This is a genomic window from Gordonia sp. (in: high G+C Gram-positive bacteria) (assembly GCF_012515855.1).
In the GTDB taxonomy this organism is placed as follows: Bacteria; Actinomycetota; Actinomycetes; order Mycobacteriales; family Mycobacteriaceae; genus Gordonia.
The window spans coordinates 1-16,678 of record NZ_JAAYXO010000026.1; the positions used below are offsets into that span (position 1 = coordinate 1).

Here is a 16,678-nt window from a genome sequence, read left to right on the forward strand (position 1 = left end):
CCGCGGGCCAACTGTCGGGTGGCGAGCAGCAGATGCTCGCACTCGCCCGCGCGCTGCTCCAGCAGCCCGACGTCCTACTGATCGACGAGCTCAGCATGGGCCTCGCACCGGTGATCGTCGAGGCGATTCTTCCCGTCCTGCGGCAGGTCGCCGCCGAGCGCGGCACGTCGGTGATCCTGGTGGAGCAGCACGTCCATCTGGCATTGGGCATCGCCGACCGCGCCATCGTCCTGGTGAAGGGCCGCATCCATCTGGAGGACCGAGCCTCGGCACTCACCGCCGACCTCGGCCGTCTCGAGGCCGCATACATGGGCGAGTGACGGCCTACCGCAGGACCTTCCCGGCCAGCTTGCCCAGGTAGGCGGTCGCAGTCTCGACGTCTTTGTCGGGGAGACCGTAGAGGACGCGGGAGACGCCGATCTCCTCCCAGTGCGCGAGGCGATCGGCGTCCGGACGGATGTCGAGGGCGACGATCTGCGGCTCGCCCTCCCGTCCGGCCTCCGCCCAGACCTTCTGCAACAACGCGACAGAGTCGTCGATGTCGGTCTCACCCGGTGTGGTGATCCAGCCGTCGGCGCTGCGGGCGATCCATTTGAAGTTCTTCTCGGTGCCCGCCGCACCGACGTTGATCGCGATGGTCCGCGAGGGCTTGGGCCACGCCCAACTAGGCCCGAAGTCGACGAACTCACCGTGGTACTCCGCTTCCTCCTGCGTCCACAGGGCGCGCATCGCCTCGAGGTACTCGCGGAGCATGGTCCGACGACGGCCGGCGGGCACGTGGTGATCGGCGAGCTCGTCGAGGTTCCACCCGAAACCGACGCCGAGGCTCAACCGGCCTTCCGAGAGGTGATCGAGCGTGGCGATGGTCTTGGCGAGCGTCAGTGGGTCGGACTGCACCGGAAGCGCGACGGCGGTCGAGAGCTCGACCCTCGAGGTCACTGCGGCCGCGGCCGCCAGCGACGTCCAGGGGTCGAGTGTCCGGGTGTAGCGGTCGTCGGGCAGCGAGGCGTCGCCGGTCCGCGGATGGGCCGCCTCGCGTCTGGTCGGAATGTGACTGTGCTCGGGCACGTAGTACGCGGCGAAACCCGCGTCCTCGATCAGCGGCGCCAAATGATGAGCGCGGAGCCCGCGGTCACTGGTGAACTGCACGATTCCGAAATCCACATCTACCTCCGGGCTGGCGGCGTCCGCAGGCTGGACGCCAGACTGGACACCAGTCTAACTAACGTCGCCCCGAGTTGGGAGTGGCAATTCGAACCTGCTGCAGATCCGCGAAGATACCGCCCGCCGGGGTGGCCCGGCTGATCGCGTCGGCCGCCAGAATCACCGCGGCCGACGTCCAGCAACTGCGTTCCACCGGCCAGCGCTTGCCGTCACTGATCACCAGGCCGGTCCAGTACGCGCCGCCGGGATCCCGGAGGTGCTGGATCGACTCCACCATCGCCACCGCACGATCGGTGTCACCGAGGGCGTCCAGCGCCAGCGCCAGCTCGCAGGTCTCGGCACCGGTGACCCACGGCCGGTGGCTCACACAGCGAATGCCCGAGCCCGGCACCACGAAGCGGTCCCACTGAGCGTCGATCAGGGCCCGTCCGGCATCGCCGCGCACCGCGCCGCCGAGGACCGGGTAGTACCAGTCCATCGAGTGCTCCCCCGGCGGCAGAAATGCGTCGTCGGGTCGTTCGAAGGCCTCAGCGAGCCGCTCGCGCGCCTGCTCCCAGGCGGGCACCTCGGCACCGATCTCCTCGGCGATCGCCAACGCGCAGCACAGCGCCGAGTAGATGCTGGCGTTGCCGGTGATCCGCGCTTCGTCGAACATCGCTCCGGTCTCGTGACACGCGGCCCAGCGGAAGGCGCCGTCGTCGCGCTGAAACATGACGACCCGATCGATCGCCACTCGGACCGTGGGCCACATGCTCCACAGGAACGCCTCGTCACCGGTGATGAGGTAGTGGTGGCGGACGCCGACCGCGATGTACGCGCAGAAGTTGCTGTCGACACCGGGATCCACCACGTGACCGCGCCGGACCTCGATGGGCCACGAGCCGTCGGCGCGCTGCGTGTGCGCCGACCACTCGTACGCGGCGCGGGCTTGCGCCAGGAACCCGCTGGCCGAGAGCGCCATCGCCGATTCGACGTGATCCCAGGGGTCGGTCTTGCCGCCGGGGAACCACGGGAGCGCGCCGTCCGGCTCCTGCATCGCGACGATGGCCGCCCCGGTCGCGCGCACTTGATCGCCGGTCAACACCCCCGAGATCGACGGCAGCACCACGGTTACGCCGACTCCGCCGCGACCTCTGGCTTACGCAGGTAGAGCGCCACGGACTTACCGACGAGCGGATTCAGCAGTTGCTCGCCGACGCGGGTGACCCAGGGCTTGCTCATCATGTCCCAGACCAGCATCTTGTGATAGCCGCGGACCAGCGGGTTGCTGTCGTTGTCGACGCCGACCGCGCACTTGAGCCACCAGTACGGCGCGTGCAGGGCATGCGCGTGGCTGGAACCGGTGACCTCCAGCCCCGCCGCGACGAGCTTGGCAGCCAGCTCCGACGAACGGTAGATGCGGACGTGGCCGCCCTCCACCTCGTGGTATTCGTCCGACAGCGCCCAGCACACCTTCTCCGGCCAGAACCGGGGAACGGTGACGGCGGCGAGCCCGCCGGGCTTGAGGATCCGAACCATCTCGGCGATCGCCGATTCGTCGTCCGGGATGTGTTCCAGGATCTCCGACATCACCACGACGTCGAAGGCGGCGTCCTCGTACGGCAGTGCGAGCGCGTCGCCGGTCTCCGTGCGCGCGACTCCCGACTCGGGAACCTCGCCCGCCGCGTGGAGGGCGCCGAACATCTCCGCCACGTCGGCCATGTCGTTCTCGTTCTGATCGAACGCGATGACGTCGGCGCCGCGCCGCAGCATCTCGTACGAATGTCGTCCCTGGCCGGCACCGATGTCGATGGCCCGGATGCCCGGTCCCACGTCGAGGCGGTCGAAGTCCACGGTCAGCACGAGTCAGTTGCTCCCTTCGACGGCGTCGATGGCCGCCTGGTATCGGTCTGCGGTGGCCTTGGCGACGGCCGACCAGCTGTATCGCTCGGCGGCGCGAGCACGACCACCGTCGCCGATCCGCGCGGCGAGCACCGGATCGTCGAGCAGTCGCAGCAGCGCTTGCGCCAGTGCGCCCGCGTCACGCGGCGGCACCAGCAGCGCCGCCTCCTCGGTGTCGCCGACCACCTCGGGAATCGCCCCGGCGCGGGTCGCGACCAGCGGCGTTCCGCAGCTCATCGCTTCCACCGCAGGCAGCGAGAAGCCCTCGTAAAGTGACGGCACGCAGGCCACCTCGGCGCTCGCGAGCAGCGCGGCCAGATCGGCGTCGTCGAGACCGGAGACCACCGAGACGCGATCGGCGATCGCGAGCTCGTCGATCAGCTGGGCGGTCGGCCCCTCGGGGTCGAGCTTGGAGACCAGTGTCAGCTGGACCTCCCGTTCGGCGGCGACCTTGGCGACCGCTTCGAGGAGGTACGAGACCCCCTTCAGCGGTGCGTCAGCGCTCGCGACGCACACGATGCGACCGGGCACCCGCTCGCCGCGCGGCGCGTAGAGGTCGACGTCGACACCGAGCGGAATGGTGGCGAGAGCATCCGAATCCACCCCGAACGCGTCGCGGATGTCCTGCTCGCTGCTGTTGGAGACGGTCAGCAACGACGGGATCCGCCGCGCGACCCGCCCCTGCATCGCGAGGAACGAGTGCCAGCGCCAGGCACTGATCTTCTTGAGCCCCTTCGCGGCCTTGACCGCCAGCGACCGGTCGCGCGTGATCGGATGATGGATCGTCGCGACCAGCGGAAAGCCCTGACGTTTGATCCCCAGCAGTCCGTAGCCGAGGCACTGGTTGTCGTGCACGACGTCGAAGTCGGCACGCCGCCCCTTCAGCGCCCGCGCCATGCGGAGGCTGAAGGTGAGCGGTTCGCCGAAGGCCGCGGTCCACATGGCGGCTACCTCGAGCACGTCGATCCAGTCGCGGTACTCGCGCAGTTTCGGCGTCCGGAACGGTTCCGGCTCGCCGTACAGGTCGAGGCTCGGCACCTTGGTCAGCGAGACCCCGTCGTCGAGTTCGGGGTAGGGCTGGCCGGAGAAGACCTCGACCTCGTGGCCGAGCGCGGCCAGTTCGCGAGACAGGTGACGGACGTAGACGCCCTGCCCTCCACAGTGCGGTTTGCTGCGATAGGACAGGAGCGCAATCCGCACTACGCGTCCCCGCCCGCCCGACCGGCAACGCTGAACATCTCGTCGATCGAGATGAACTTGACGCGACGACGTCCGGCGGCCTTACCCGATTCGCGTTCTGCGGCGTCGATCTTCTTCCAGCCCTCCAGGTCCACCCGGTGCGCTCCGCGCGAGCCGACGAGCTCGGGAACGTCGGCGCTGTCGACGCTCGGCGTCGGCAGCACGCCGTTCGCGAAGTCGGCCAGGATCGACGTCGCCGCCTGCTCGCCGCAGAGCCGGTTGCGGCCGATGCCCCCGGTGGGGCCGCGCTTGATCCAGCCTGCGACGAAGACGCCGGGCAGCGGGTCGCCGCCGGGACCGTCGAGCACTCGACTGTCCTCGTTGGGGACCACGTGCCGCTCGTCGTCGAACGGCAGATCCTTGATGGGCTGGCTGCGGTATCCGATGGAGCGGACCACCATGCCCGTCTCGATCCGCGAGGTGACCTCGGTCGGCGTGATCTTGCCGCCGCCGATGTACTCGTTCCGGACCAGGTTCACCGCGTCGACACGGCCGTCCGCGTCGCCGACGATCTCGGTGGGCGAGGTGAGGAAGCGGAAGACGATCCGCCGGTTGCCTTCGGTCTGCGGCTTGGCGGCGAACTCCCGCGCCAGGCGCACCTTGGTGGCGATCACCGAGTCGAGCGTGTCGTCGCTCTCCGCGGCCGCCGCCTCATCAGAGAGAATGAGGTCGGCCTCGTCGACCACGATGTCGACGCCGTCGAGGTCTGCCAGCGAGACGAACTCACCGTTGGTGAACGCGCCGTGTTCGATCCCGCGACGACCGATCACGACCACCTCGCGAACCTTCGACGACCGCAACGCCTCGAGCGCGTGATCGGCGATGTCGGTGGATGCGAGCTCCTCGGGGTCGGTGACCAGGATCCGCGCGACGTCGAGCGCGACGTTGCCGTTGCCGATCACCACGACGGTCTCGCCGCTGAGGTCGTAGGTGTTGTTCGCGTGGTCGGGATGGCCGTTGTACCAGCCGACGAAATCGGTGGCCGCGATGGAGCCTGCGAGGTCCTCGCCCGGCACGTCGAGGCGACGATCGTGGGCGGCGCCCACGGCGTAGAGCACGACACCGTAGCGGTCGCGGAGTTCGTCGTGGGTGATGTGCTCGCCCACCTCGACGCCCAGGTGGTAGGTGAAGTTGCGCTTCTTCTCCACCGCGGCGAACGTGGTCTCGACGCCCTTCGTCTGCGCATGGTCGGGCGAGACGCCCGCACGAACCAGGCCGTACGGCGTCGGCAGTCGGTCGAACATGTCGACCTTGACCTGCGACTTCTTCACCAGCTCCTGCGCGGCATAGAACGCGGCGGGCCCGGCGCCGACGATCGCCACCCGCAACTCGTCCGAGGGCAACTGCGGCCCCTTCGGATGCCGGACCAGTCCGCCTTCGACGTCGTGGTCCTTGTAGTAGTCGGCGTTGATCTGGAGGAAGGGCTCTTCCTTCTCCGGCAATTGATCGTCCGGGTAGATCGCGCTGACCGGGCACTCATCGACGCAGGCACCGCAGTCGATGCACGTCTCCGGATCGATGTAGAGCATCTCGGCGGTGAGGAAATCCGGCTCGTCCGGGGTCGGGTGAATGCAATTGACCGGACAAACGGCGACACAGGAGCCGTCGTTGCAGCAAGAGCGCGTGATTATGTGCGTCATCTCAGATTCCCTCTCCAAGACAAGGGTGAACGTGTTCTAGTTTCTCTGAGAGTACCGTATCGAGCGTCACATCCCCCGCCGCCGCACAGTCGCATCCCGCCGCGGGCGCGCGCATGAACCGCTCGCGCACGATCTCCAGGAGTACTCCGCCCGATGACCGCACTCGCGCCCTACCACCCCCTCGGCGACCGAAAGCCCGAAGCCGCGTACTTCACCGCCGACTACCGGGTTCGGACCGGCGACATCGACCAGGACATGCGCGTGCGCCTGGACGGCTTGGCCCGTTACCTCCAGGACGTGGCGAACGACCACATCGAAGTGGTTCCGTTCGGGAAGACCGACCCGTTCTGGATCATCCGCCGCACCGTGATCGACGTCATCGAACCGATCACCTGGCCGTCGGACTTCTCGGTGGAGCGCTGGTGCGGAGCCCTGTCGACCCGGTGGACCAACATGCGCGTCCGCATCACCGCGACGAGCGGCACCAACGAGTTCAATCCGCAACCCCGCCCCAACGGCCTCGTCGAGACCGAGGCGTTCTGGATCAACATGAACTCCGAGGGCATGCCGTCGCGGATCAGTGATCTGGCGATGGACACGCTGACGCCGATGACCGACGAGCATCGGCTCCGCTGGAAGGCGATGAACCCCGGGAAGGCGCCCGCACCGGAGGAGCTCGATCTCCCCGACCGCGAGCACGTTCTGCGCATCACCGATTTCGACCCGTTCAAGCACCTCAACAATGCCGCCTACCTCGAGGCGGTGGAAGACGAACTGGTCGACCACCAAGACCTGTTGGACGGACCGCACCGTGCGGTGATCGAGTACCTGCGCCCGATCACCCCGGGCACTCGCGTCACCGTCCGCCGCCAGCGCCTGTCGGATGCGCTGCTGATCTGGATCATGACCGCCGACGACGCCGGCGAGCTCCAGGTGGCCGCGTCGGTCTCGGTCGGCGTCATCCCGCAGGGCTGAGAGTCAGAACGCCCCGCTCAGGATCAGTTCCATGAGCTTGATCGGAGCGGCGCATGCGTCGCCCTCGGGGGCGCCCACGGGCTCGACCCACCAGGTGAAGATTCCGCCCGCCTGCGCCTTGGCCGTCACGCCGCACACCTGGGGTCGCGCGGGGTCGCGCTGCGTGAACCCCGACTGGCTGCGGACCTGGACGTTCTCCGTGACGAAGCCGAGTCGCTGCGCCGTCTCCCGCTCCAGGTTGTAATCGCCCCACTCGAACCAGTTGAAGGTGACGTCGGTGCTCTGCGGCAGCACGATCCACCGGCAGTTGGCCCCGTAGAAGTTGGGTTGCGCAGTCGTGCCGCCCACCGCTTTGGCGATGACCGACGCAGGCAGGACCTCGCACTCGGCGAGCAACTTGTCGAAGCGGTTGGTGTCGACGTGGCCGGTGTCGGCGCCGACCGACCGGCCTTCGCGCACCGCTTGACCGTCGATCTCGCAGGCCACCAGGGAGGTTGCCGCCACTGCGGCGACGACCGACGCCGCCACCCGTTTCCGCAACGACGTCATGACGCCCCCTTCACGACCTTCTCGGTGATGCGTTTGGCCGCAGCACACAGCTTGTCCGTGCCGATCACCGGTGTGAAGTCGACGCCGACCGGCGACGCCAGCGAGATCTCGATGAAGTCGGCGTCCCACGCGATGCCGGTCTCGCAGATGCCCGCCGAATGAGCGATGAACCCGGGCTGCCCGTCGACCGAGTAGTCCTGCGAACTGTCGCGCGTCAGTTGCTCGGTGCCGCGTTCACGACCGATCGGCGACCCTCGGTACCAGTTGAAGGACACCGATCCGTTCCGCCGATCGGTGCCCGACCGCCACTCGCAGGTCGAGGTGTTGTCGATGGCGAGTTCGAGCCCCGCCATCCCCGAGATCTCGGAGACGTCTTTCGTCGTCAGGCCACCGCAGCGGCCGAATTCCGGGCCGGTACCGGCCTGCGGCGTGGCCGTCGTTTCGGGCTGATCGTCGTCGGAGGGCGAGCAGCCGACCAGCAGTGTCGCGACGGTCGCTGCCAACACGACCAGCGTCGCACCGGAACGGAACTCGTCGAGTTGTCGGCGTTCCCGCTTGGTGGGCCGGCCCGCGCCTCGGTCTCGCCGGGGCAGGCTGGCGAGCACCTCGCGCGACGGCGGCGGCGGACTGTGGTCGATGAAGCATTCGGCGGCCACCGGCGCGGAGACCCGCTTGCTGATCAACTTCGTTACCTCGACGATCCGTTCGCGCCCGCCGATCCGGACGCTCACGCGATCGCCGACGGCGAGGGCCGCGGCCGGCTTCGCCGTCGCGCCGTTCAATCGCACATGGCCTGCCCGACATGCCGCACCCGCGGCCGAGCGGGTCTTGGTTAAGCGGATCGACCAGATCCAACTGTCGATGCGGGTCGCCATCGCTCCCCTTCCCCAGGACGTCCGCCGGGCGGACTGTCCGTCGATCTCGTGCCTCGCGTGGTGCCTGATTGCCACCACCCTAATCGCCGCAGGCGGCCGGGCGTCGATCATCGCCGCCGACGCGGCCGGAACGACGATGCCCGGAACCTGAGTACCAGGTTCCGGGCATCGAGTCGGTCGTCCGACTCCGGACGCCGCTACAGGTGACTACGCGGCGAGGGCCTTCGCCTTCAGCGCTTCGTACTCCTCCGGAGTGATCGTCCCCGCGTCGAGGAGCGACTTCGCGGTGGCGATGTCCGCGGCGGGCGAACTCTGGCCCGCAGCGTGACGGATGTACTCGCGGTTGGCCTTCTCTGCCGCGATCGCAGCTGCCTGACCGCGCTCTGCCATTCCCGGGCCGCGTGCCAACAGGTAGACGAACGCTGTGATGTAGGGGAGGACGATCAGCAGGATGATCCAGACGACCTTCCATCCGGCGGCCAGCTTGTGGTCGCGGAACAGGTCGCTGAGCACCATGAACAGCACCATGAGGTAGGCGATGAAGGCGAACACCATCACCGTGTACCAAATGACATTCCAGAACGAGCTCCAGTCCATCTTCTTCCGACCTTCTTTCCGTGTGGGGAATTCGATCGTAACCAGGTGCGGGCCGCTGCGTTCGCTCCCTGCCCAAATGCACGCCTGTCGGACACTCCCCCCCCGCATTCGGACTTCCCCGCAGATTGTCGCAAATCTGGTCAAAACACCTGGCCACAGCATATTCTCTGACCATGATCACTCGCCGCATGAGCGCGCTCATCTTCGTTTCCCTCGCCGCCCCGATCCTGGCTTCCTGCTCGTTCTCGGTCGGCGGCTCGTCCATCGACCAGGACAAGGTCACCGAATCGATCACCGAGACCTTCAACAAGACACTGGCTCCGCTGGGACACACCACCAGCACCGTGACGTGTGACGACCCCGGCAAGAATCCCGCGGACGGCACCGAGTTCGACTGCATCGCCACCGCGAGCGGCACCGACTTCAACGTCGTCTCGACCGTGGCCGGGAACGACGTGAACTTCAAGTTCGTCGAGCGCCCCTACGACATGAAGAAGACCGCCGAAACCCTGACCGCCGCGGTCACCGAGAAGATGGGCGGCGTGAAAGCCGTCGACTGCGGCGAAGGCCTGCGCGCCTACGCCCCCGGTGCAACGTTCACGTGCGGCGTCGGCGATTCTGAAGGAAACACCGGGACCCTGACATACACGGTCTCCGAATCCGGATCCGACGATCAGTGGGTGGTCCGCTGACGGCGCTTGCGAGCGACTAAAGTCCCTGGTCGTGATTCGACTGGAAGTTGTGGTTACGCTACCGTAATCCACGACTTTGACCGCAACACGCAGGAGAATTACGACTATGGGCGCTGTCATCCTCTACGGCACCGAGACAGGTACCGGCGAGCTCGTCGCCGACGCGATCGCTGACGTACTGGCAGCCGACCACGACCCCGCGGTCTACGACATGGCCGAGTACGCCGTCGAGGATCTCGACGCAGGCGACTTCCTCGTGGTCATCTGCTCCACCTACGGCGAGGGTGAGCTGCCGTCCAGCGCGCTGCCCTTCGCCGATGAGCTCGACGAGATCAAGCCGGACCTCACCGGCCTGCGCTTCGCAGTCTTCGGCATGGGCGACACCGTGTACGGCGACACCTACAACCGTGGCGGCGAGATCATGGCGGCCAAGCTCAGCGACCTCGGCGCGGTCCAGGTGGGCGAGCACTTCCGCCACGACGCGTCGTCGGCCGTGAAGCCGGCCAAGGCCGCCGAGGAGTGGGCCGAGGCGCTGCCCGCGCTCATCGCGCAGGGATAGCGCAACCCAGTCTGAGAATCCCGGTTGCGCGACGAACCATTCGTCGCACAACCGGGATTCTTGTCTGTGTCGATCCGTGTGTCGGCCGATTCTGGTGCTGGGCGTTTCTGGTGCTGGGCGCTCGACCCGCTACCCGGCGCCGCCCACCGGCGGCACCAGCTCCACCGGCTCTTCCACCAACGCCTGGTTGTGGGTCTCGGGCGTCGCCGCCTCCTGTGCGAGCCGCACCACCGCGGTCGCCGCGATCACCGCGACCACCCCCAGGGTGACCGCCGACGGAGCGCCGACATAGACGGTCTCTCCGAGGAGCGCGATGCCGAGGATCATGGCGACCGTCGGCTCCATGACGTTCATCGCGGGGAACGAGGTCTGCAGGTCACCCGCGCCGAAGCCGCGCTGCTGCGCAACGATCGCGAGAATCACGACGACGATCAGCAGGTACACCTCAGCATGGGTGAGGAGCGACACGGGATCGTAGAAGGCCCGGAGTGCGACGGCCTTGATCAGCAGAGCCGAGACGCCGAACAGCGCGCCCGCCGCGATGCCGTAGCTGAGGGCCCGAAAGTGGGCGCTGCGGCAGCGTTCGGCATTCGCGACCACCGCGATGAGGCCGACCACCAGGATCGTCACCGTCACCACCATCACCAGCATGTCCGGCCGACGATCAGTGGAGACCGGGCGCGCCACCACCAGGAATCCGACGACGCAGCCGACCAGGACCAGGCCCCACATCCATTCGGCACGCCGGAGTCGCCGTTTGTCTATCCACGCCTCCATCGGGAGCGCGAACAGGACGGCGAGCACCACCAGCGGTTGGACCACCAGGATCGAGCCCAGGCCCAGTGCCGCGGCCTGCAGCACGAAGCCGCTGAGCGCGATCACCGCGCCCAGCGTCCACCCGCGCGTGATGGTTCCGTTGGCCGCCGAGGCGCGCTGGCGCAGCACGGTTCCGACAGCGATCAGCACGGCGGCGCTGATCGCCAGGAGAATCGGGGCCCAGGTATGCATCACCAACAGATTAGTTGTTGGACTGACTCCCCCGTTTCGCTACCGCACCGGTCGCCTCAACGTGTGACGCGGAGCTCAGTCCCGATCGGCGTCGGATTCGCCGTCAGATCCTGGACCGGGCAGTGCTGCTCCACCACTTCCTGGAGGCGACGGTAGTCGTCCTCCGAGGCCGGCCCGGTGATGTCGACGATCACCCGGACCGCCGTGAAGCCGGGTCGGACATCGGGGTCGAGGCCGAAGAAGCCGCGGACATCGAGGTCCCCCTCAGCAGACAGCTTGAGGTCGTCGAACTCGATGCCGAGCCGCTCGGCCCAGAACCGATAGGTGACCACCTGGCACGACAGCAGCCCCGCGAGGTAGTACTCCACCGGGTTCGGCGCGCTGTCGGAACCGCCGAGGGTCGGCGGCTCGTCCACCGTGACGGAGAACGAGCGGAGACCGATCTGGCTCGACACTCCTTCGGTCGCCACCGCGGAGGCGGCGAAGACCACCTGCGCGTTGCTCGGCTTGGCCGCGACCGCGTCGGCGGTCGCCGCGGCGATGCCGTTCAGCTTGGTCGCAGTGGCCGGGATGTCGATGAGTGCTGTTGTCGTCATGGCTCAGAACGGTAGGGAAACCGCGGCGTTCGCGACACCGTTGAACTCAGCGTGCGTCTTAACCCTGTGACGGAAGTCCCGGTCCGCGATTCGCCGCGCGCCTGTCCGAATTTGTCGTACCCGAGATCTACCGTTGGATCATGACCTATCGCAGAGAACTGGAGCGGGTGACGACCCTCTCGTCCGACGACATCAACGACGCCTGCCGCGGTCTACGCATCCGATTCCTGATCAATCACTGCGTGGACGAGCTTCTCGAGCTCACCGAGTTGGCAGACGAGGCGCTCGCCGATGACCGCATCGAGGAGCACGTCATGCTGATGCAGGAGGTCGCCGCCTGGCGCGAGACGACCCACCTGCTGCGCCTGATGGACGCCGACGACGCACTGCGCGCTGGAGCGGCGCATCGGGGCGCCGCGTGAGCACCACCCCGCCCGCGCGCACGTTGATCTTGATGCGCCACGGCAAGTCCGCGTACCCGGAGGGCGTCTACGATCACGAGCGACCGCTCAACGACCGTGGACTGCGTCAGGCCGCACTCGCCGGGCGCTGGATGGCCGACGACGGACTCGAGGTCGACATCGCGCTCTGCTCCACGTCTACGCGCACCCGCATGACCTTCGAACAGACCGGCGTCGATGCGCCGGTCGAGTACGTGAGCGACCTGTACGGCGGCACTCCCGCCGAGATCTTCGAGACCATCCGGCTGCACGTTCCGGAAGACGCGTCGACGGTCCTCGTCGTCGGCCACTTCCCCGGAATGCCGGAGGCCGCCCTGAGCCTCGACGCCGACGGCGACATCGATCGCTTCCCCACCTCCGCATACGCCGTCGTCTCGTTGAGCGTCCCGTGGGATCGGGTGGGTCTGGACCTCGACGGCCACGCCCGGCTCGTGGCGTTCCAAGTCCCTCGGTGAAGAGTATCAGGCCCCGCCGGTCGACCCCGGGTCCAGCAGTTCCAGTTTCACGGCCATCAGCCTGATCGGTCGATCGATCTCGAAGGCGTCCAGCAACTCCTCGGCGACCGTCACGATCGGTCCGATCGATGTCGTCGCCTCCTGCAGTTTCCGCATCTTGGTGCGGGTGTAGAAGGTCTTGGTCCGCACCGTGAGGCCGACCCGAAACGCAATTCGCCCCTCGGCGACCACTTGCTCCAGCACCTCCCGAGCCAGCTCGTCGACGGCCGCCAGCAGATCCGCTCGATCGGTGAGGTCTACGTCGAAGGTGCGAGCCCGCGAATGCGACTTGGCGACGAACGGCTCGTCGGAGATGGCATCGTCGCCCCCACCCCGGCTGAGGACGTACAACCAGTTCCCCTGATGCGGACCGAACATCGCGACCAACTGATCGAGGTCGGTGGCGACGAGTTGGGCGACGGTGTCGATGCCCGCCGCGGACAGTTTGGCTGCGGTCCGCGAGCCGACACTCCAGAGGTCGCGGCACGGTCGATGGTCCATCAGCGCCGACCAGTTGGTCTCGTCGAGGACGAACACCCGAGCGTCGACCCCGGCATCGGGCCGCCGCACGGCCGCCTTCGCGAAACCGGTCGCGGCCTTGGCGCGCTGCTTGTTGTCGGAGATGCCGACGCAGCACTGCAGCCCGGTTTCACGCTCGACCGCTGTCCGGATGGATTCCGCGACGGCGACGACATCGTCGGAGGTCAGCGTCGCGGTTCCGGCGCGGTCCTCGACTCCCAGGTAGGCCTCGTCCCAGCCCCAGACTTCGATCGCGCCTCCGAAGCCCCGGAGCACGTCCATCACCCGGCTCGACGCCCGCTCGTACTCCGCCATGTCGAGGGGCAGGAACACCGCATCGGGCGCCTTCTTCACCGCGGCGCGCATCGGCATCCCCGCGCGCACGCCGAGTGCTCTCGCCTCGTAGGACGCGCACGTCACCACCTGGCGTGCACGTGTCGGATCACCGTCGCCACCCACGATGACGATCCGGCCGATGAGGTCACCGCGACGCTGCCTCTCCACCGCGACCTGGAACTGGTCCAGGTCCACGTGAAACAACCAGCGATAGCGGGGTGCCTCCCGGGCGGCGTCCCCAGATGTCTGCGCCATGAATCGACTCTAGACACGCCGACGGCCCGGCCGTCAGCAGACGACCGGGCCGAGGGATCTGGCGCAGATCAGCTCACAGCGCGGGCTCGATCTCCGGTTCCACGGCGGACGGCGCGTCGACCGGCGCCGACTCCTCTGCTGTCGGCGCCTCGTCTGCCGGAGCCTCTTCGGCCGGCGTCTCCGGGGCGGGGGCCTCAACGGCCGGGCTCTCCTCCGGTACGTCGACGGGATCCGCCTGATCTGGCGTGATGACCTCGATCGGTGCCAGTTCGGGTGCCTCATTGACCACGGCATCCGGCAGGTCCGGAGCCGGTGAGTTCACGACCATGTCTGCCGTCTCCCCCCGGTTCACGGACTCGTCCGCGTTCGGGTCCGCAGGGTTCGTCGGTGCGTCCGGCTGCGCCGTGAGCTGACCGATCAGGTCGCCGGCCGCCTTGAGGTCGTCGAAGACCGTGACGGTGTCGAACATGTTCCGGAAGGTGCTGATCGGATCGAACGGGTTGTCGAGGGTCATGGTGCCCAGACCGAAAGCGTTGTCCCACTGCACGAGGCTGATCTTCGGCAGCAGACCCGTCTGTGCATCGTCGGTGATCTTCTTGATCTGCGGCAGCCCGATCAGGTTGGGGCGAGTGCTGCCGTTGATCTCCACCGGCGGGAAGAAGACGATCTCGTGACCCAGCCACTGGATCACCAACGGCTCGCGCAGACCGTAGTCGGAGGTCAGCCAGTGCGCCGTCGTGGTCTTCTCGATGACCGGGTCGAAGATCAGGTTGCCGTCGTAGTCCTTGGCCTGCACGCGCTTCTGGACCTGCTGGGCGCCCTCGGTGCCTTCGGTGACCTCGTTGCCGTCGGCATCCACCCAGATCATCACCGGCTTGGTGACCTTGCGGGTCGCGGGTGCCGTCTTCGGTGTGCCGTCCGCGTTCGTGTCCTGCACCATCTTGGGCAGCGCGCCCTCGGCGCCCGCTTCCACCGGACTGCCCTTGCCGTCGACCCAGAGCAGGTTGCCGTCGGCGTCCTTCTCCTGGACCGTGACCGGCTTCTGGTACTGCTCGTCGATCACCTCGGTGGCGCCGACCATCCGCGGAGTAGTCGTCACCTCCATGACCGGATTGCCGTGGGCGTCGAGGACCGGGTTGCCGTTCGCGTCGAGCTTCGGCGTCTTCGCGAAGGTCGTCTCGACATCCTTGGTGTACCGGATGAAGTCCTTGGCGAACTTGATGCGGTCGTCCTCGGAAATCATCGCCTTGAGCATGTCCGCGACGAACGGGCTGTTCATCAGGCCCGAGGTGTCACCGCCGAGCGCCGGTCCCAGTTGCTTGAGCAGGGCGTCGTTGCCCAGGAACAGCGACGTGACGTCGGTCAGCCCGTACTGCTCCTGGCGGTGGCCGCCGTCAGTGACCGGACGCAGGTCCTTGTAGGTGTCGAAGGTGCCCAGGATGTTGGTGCACGACCCGAGACCCTCGGCGGTCGCCGACGTGTTGACGCCGAAGCACGAGACCTCCTTGAGCTGCGGGATGTTGCCGTTGATACCGCCGATCATCTCCAGCGTCTCGGTGGCGTCCGCGCCGGCCTCGCCCGCCATGCTGGAGTCGAGCAGGCCGGCGGCCAGCAGCTTGCTGAAGTCGACTTCCTGGCCGAACCAGGTGAACTTGATGTCGTCGGTGTTCATGTTCATCGCGGTCGCGATGCCGAGTGTGGCCGACGCGGTCGAGTTGCGACCGCGGTCCGCGCCCGCGAGGGCCGCGGCGAACTTATGGCCGGTGGTCGCCGACGCGTTGCCGCCACGCATCGAGAGCGCGACGTTGATGCCCTCACCCGCGATCGTCGAGGTACCGATGGGCTTGGCCGGGCCGGGAAGGTTCTGCGGCACCGAGTGGTCGTACTTGTGGCCGGTCAGATACTCGGCGATGGTGAGTGCCTCGGAACGCTTCGTCAGGTTCTTGTCGCGATCGCCCCATCCCCCGACGCAGTTGCCGAAGATGATCGCGCCCTTGCAGTAGCGCTCCATGACGACCGGCAGCGCAGCGTCCCGCTGCACTTCCGCGTAGCTCTTGTACTTATCGAAGGCACCCGGGTCCACACGCGGCATGCCAAGGAGTTCGGCGGCGCCCTTGATCGTGTCGCTGCCCAGCGTGACGCCGCTGAGGATCTCGAACAGATTCCGCTCGCCCATCTTGTACTTGATGAACAGCAGATTGATGTCGTCGCCGAGGTCCATCTCCATGTTCTCGGCGGCTTGGCCCACCTCGAGGCGCTCCGGCAGCACCAACGCGATGCCGGTGCCCGTCGACGTCGAGCAGTCGGCCACCGCGAGAGGCGGATTGTCTACGTCGAACTCGGTGCTCTTGCTCGAGTCCGGCCCGGTGGACAGGGCTCCAGTGCGGCACATCTCGACGAACTGCGAGACCATCGGGTCGTCGAGCATACCCAGGATCGCGCCGAAGTCCATGCCGGCCAGGTCGATGCTCGTCGACGTCTCGGCCTGGGCGATGCCCGCAGGCCCCATGACGGTTCCGGCACCCAGTGCGGCGATCGCACCCAGAGCGACGACACCCTTCTTCAAACGTTGACGACGTCCACCTTCGGCACGCGCCCGCGCGCGACGCTGCGCGCGGTTCAAGTCTTCAAACACAAGATCTCCCGGGTTTGTTGGTGGGTCACTCGCGGACCCGATCACTCGTATGTGCCAGATTTGATACACATGTATTACCGGCTCTTCGTATCTCAGAGTGCGTTGATCCGGTCGGCGAGCTGACCGGAGTGCAGTAGCGACCGCAAGATGTAGTGGTCGAGGTTGCGGAAGCCTTGGGCGATCCCACGGAGATGCTCGAGCCG

General features: G+C 67.3%; 19 protein-coding genes. 7 read left to right on the plus strand and 12 right to left on the minus strand.

Annotated elements, in window-relative coordinates; translation table 11 throughout:
• Positions 1 to 320, plus strand: a 320-nt coding sequence (locus GX543_RS01620) for an AAA family ATPase (RefSeq protein ID WP_290849376.1), incomplete at its 5' end; no start/stop codon positions are given.
• 4 nt (positions 321 to 324) lie between these two features.
• Here GX543_RS01620 and GX543_RS01625 read toward each other — a convergent pair.
• From GX543_RS01625 to GX543_RS01645, 5 genes are read right to left on the minus strand one after another with little or no spacing between them, the layout of a single operon-like run.
• Positions 325 to 1,164 carry an LLM class F420-dependent oxidoreductase gene (locus GX543_RS01625; RefSeq protein WP_290849377.1) on the minus strand — a complete coding sequence of 280 codons (840 nt, stop codon included), beginning with the start codon at positions 1,162 to 1,164 and terminating at the stop codon, positions 325 to 327.
• Positions 1,165 to 1,222: 58 nt separating this feature from the next.
• Positions 1,223 to 2,272: a prenyltransferase gene (locus tag GX543_RS01630; RefSeq protein WP_290849378.1), complete on the minus strand. Its 1,050-nt coding sequence runs from the start codon at positions 2,270 to 2,272 to the stop codon at positions 1,223 to 1,225.
• 2 nt (positions 2,273 to 2,274) lie between these two features.
• Positions 2,275 to 3,006 (minus strand): class I SAM-dependent methyltransferase, encoded by a 732-nt coding sequence (locus tag GX543_RS01635; protein ID WP_290849379.1) that lies wholly within the window; start codon positions 3,004 to 3,006, stop codon positions 2,275 to 2,277.
• 3 nt (positions 3,007 to 3,009) lie between these two features.
• Positions 3,010 to 4,245, minus strand: coding sequence for a glycosyltransferase family 4 protein (locus GX543_RS01640; protein ID WP_290849380.1), 1,236 nt, complete (start codon positions 4,243 to 4,245; stop codon positions 3,010 to 3,012).
• Positions 4,245 to 5,924, minus strand: a complete 1,680-nt coding sequence (locus GX543_RS01645; protein WP_290849381.1) for an FAD-dependent oxidoreductase — start codon at positions 5,922 to 5,924, stop codon at positions 4,245 to 4,247. Before GX543_RS01645 ends, GX543_RS01640 begins: the two co-directional genes overlap by 1 nt.
• Before the next feature lie 153 nt (positions 5,925 to 6,077).
• Between GX543_RS01645 and GX543_RS01650 the strand changes: the two genes are divergently transcribed.
• Positions 6,078 to 6,899: an acyl-ACP thioesterase domain-containing protein gene (locus GX543_RS01650; RefSeq protein WP_290849382.1), complete on the plus strand. Its 822-nt coding sequence runs from the start codon at positions 6,078 to 6,080 to the stop codon at positions 6,897 to 6,899.
• A gap of 3 nt (positions 6,900 to 6,902) precedes the next feature.
• Here GX543_RS01650 and GX543_RS01655 read toward each other — a convergent pair whose 3' ends face one another.
• Positions 6,903 to 7,448, minus strand: a complete 546-nt coding sequence (locus GX543_RS01655; protein WP_290849383.1) for a DUF3558 domain-containing protein — start codon at positions 7,446 to 7,448, stop codon at positions 6,903 to 6,905.
• Positions 7,445 to 8,323 (minus strand): DUF3558 family protein, encoded by an 879-nt coding sequence (locus GX543_RS01660; RefSeq protein WP_290849384.1) that lies wholly within the window; start codon positions 8,321 to 8,323, stop codon positions 7,445 to 7,447. Before GX543_RS01660 ends, GX543_RS01655 begins: the two co-directional genes overlap by 4 nt.
• On the opposite strand from GX543_RS01660, the gene GX543_RS01665 reads away from it, so the two are divergent.
• Entirely contained in the window at positions 8,277 to 8,474 is a 198-nt protein-coding gene (locus tag GX543_RS01665; protein ID WP_290849398.1) for a hypothetical protein, read from the plus strand. The genes GX543_RS01660 and GX543_RS01665 overlap by 47 nt on opposite strands.
• Positions 8,475 to 8,530: 56 nt before the next feature.
• Here GX543_RS01665 and GX543_RS01670 read toward each other — a convergent pair whose 3' ends face one another.
• A complete protein-coding gene (locus tag GX543_RS01670; protein ID WP_290849385.1) occupies positions 8,531 to 8,920 on the minus strand; it encodes an SHOCT domain-containing protein in 390 nt (129 codons plus the stop codon).
• Between the two features lie 173 nt (positions 8,921 to 9,093).
• On the opposite strand from GX543_RS01670, the gene GX543_RS01675 reads away from it, so the two are divergent.
• Both GX543_RS01675 and GX543_RS01680 read left to right on the plus strand, forming a co-directional pair.
• Complete coding sequence (locus GX543_RS01675) at positions 9,094 to 9,612, plus strand: DUF4333 domain-containing protein (RefSeq protein ID WP_290849386.1); 519 nt, start codon at positions 9,094 to 9,096, stop codon at positions 9,610 to 9,612.
• A gap of 106 nt (positions 9,613 to 9,718) precedes the next feature.
• Positions 9,719 to 10,171: a flavodoxin domain-containing protein gene (locus GX543_RS01680; RefSeq protein ID WP_290849387.1), complete on the plus strand. Its 453-nt coding sequence runs from the start codon at positions 9,719 to 9,721 to the stop codon at positions 10,169 to 10,171.
• Positions 10,172 to 10,300: 129 nt separating this feature from the next.
• Here the strand turns inward: GX543_RS01680 and GX543_RS01685 are convergent, their stop codons facing one another.
• Positions 10,301 to 11,179 carry a DMT family transporter gene (locus tag GX543_RS01685; protein ID WP_290849388.1) on the minus strand — a complete coding sequence of 293 codons (879 nt, stop codon included), beginning with the start codon at positions 11,177 to 11,179 and terminating at the stop codon, positions 10,301 to 10,303.
• A 56-nt stretch (positions 11,180 to 11,235) separates the two neighbouring features.
• A complete protein-coding gene (locus GX543_RS01690) occupies positions 11,236 to 11,751 on the minus strand; it encodes an OsmC family protein (RefSeq protein ID WP_290849395.1) in 516 nt (171 codons plus the stop codon).
• 164 nt (positions 11,752 to 11,915) lie between these two features.
• Between GX543_RS01690 and GX543_RS01695 the strand changes: the two genes are divergently transcribed.
• On the plus strand, positions 11,916 to 12,197 hold the full coding sequence (locus GX543_RS01695) for a hypothetical protein (protein ID WP_290849390.1): 282 nt from the start codon (positions 11,916 to 11,918) through the stop codon (positions 12,195 to 12,197).
• Between the two features lie 32 nt (positions 12,198 to 12,229).
• Positions 12,230 to 12,691: a histidine phosphatase family protein gene (locus tag GX543_RS01700; RefSeq protein WP_290849397.1), complete on the plus strand. Its 462-nt coding sequence runs from the start codon at positions 12,230 to 12,232 to the stop codon at positions 12,689 to 12,691.
• 6 nt (positions 12,692 to 12,697) lie between these two features.
• Here GX543_RS01700 and GX543_RS01705 read toward each other — a convergent pair whose 3' ends face one another.
• A complete protein-coding gene (locus tag GX543_RS01705) occupies positions 12,698 to 13,840 on the minus strand; it encodes a DNA polymerase IV (RefSeq protein ID WP_290849391.1) in 1,143 nt (380 codons plus the stop codon).
• A gap of 73 nt (positions 13,841 to 13,913) precedes the next feature.
• The gene (locus GX543_RS01710) at positions 13,914 to 16,475 is read right to left on the minus strand and encodes a hypothetical protein (RefSeq protein WP_290849393.1); all 2,562 of its coding nucleotides are present in this window, start codon (positions 16,473 to 16,475) and stop codon (positions 13,914 to 13,916) included.
• Between the last annotated feature and the right edge of the window lie 203 nt (positions 16,476 to 16,678).

What these genes read in the sequence shown, in the direction of transcription:
- GX543_RS01645 (WP_290849381.1), bottom strand. Translation starts at nt 5,924, where the DNA reads ATGACGCACATAATCACGCGCTCTTGCTGCAACGACGGCTCCTGTGTC.
- GX543_RS01650 (WP_290849382.1), top strand. Translation starts at nt 6,078, where the DNA reads ATGACCGCACTCGCGCCCTACCACCCCCTCGGCGACCGAAAGCCCGAA.
- GX543_RS01655 (WP_290849383.1), bottom strand. Translation starts at nt 7,448, where the DNA reads ATGACGTCGTTGCGGAAACGGGTGGCGGCGTCGGTCGTCGCCGCAGTG.
- GX543_RS01660 (WP_290849384.1), bottom strand. Translation starts at nt 8,323, where the DNA reads ATGGCGACCCGCATCGACAGTTGGATCTGGTCGATCCGCTTAACCAAG.
- GX543_RS01670 (WP_290849385.1), bottom strand. Translation starts at nt 8,920, where the DNA reads ATGGACTGGAGCTCGTTCTGGAATGTCATTTGGTACACGGTGATGGTG.
- GX543_RS01675 (WP_290849386.1), top strand. Translation starts at nt 9,094, where the DNA reads ATGATCACTCGCCGCATGAGCGCGCTCATCTTCGTTTCCCTCGCCGCC.
- GX543_RS01680 (WP_290849387.1), top strand. Translation starts at nt 9,719, where the DNA reads ATGGGCGCTGTCATCCTCTACGGCACCGAGACAGGTACCGGCGAGCTC.
- GX543_RS01685 (WP_290849388.1), bottom strand. Translation starts at nt 11,179, where the DNA reads ATGCATACCTGGGCCCCGATTCTCCTGGCGATCAGCGCCGCCGTGCTG.
- GX543_RS01695 (WP_290849390.1), top strand. Translation starts at nt 11,916, where the DNA reads ATGACCTATCGCAGAGAACTGGAGCGGGTGACGACCCTCTCGTCCGAC.
- GX543_RS01700 (WP_290849397.1), top strand. Translation starts at nt 12,230, where the DNA reads ATGCGCCACGGCAAGTCCGCGTACCCGGAGGGCGTCTACGATCACGAG.
- GX543_RS01705 (WP_290849391.1), bottom strand. Translation starts at nt 13,840, where the DNA reads ATGGCGCAGACATCTGGGGACGCCGCCCGGGAGGCACCCCGCTATCGC.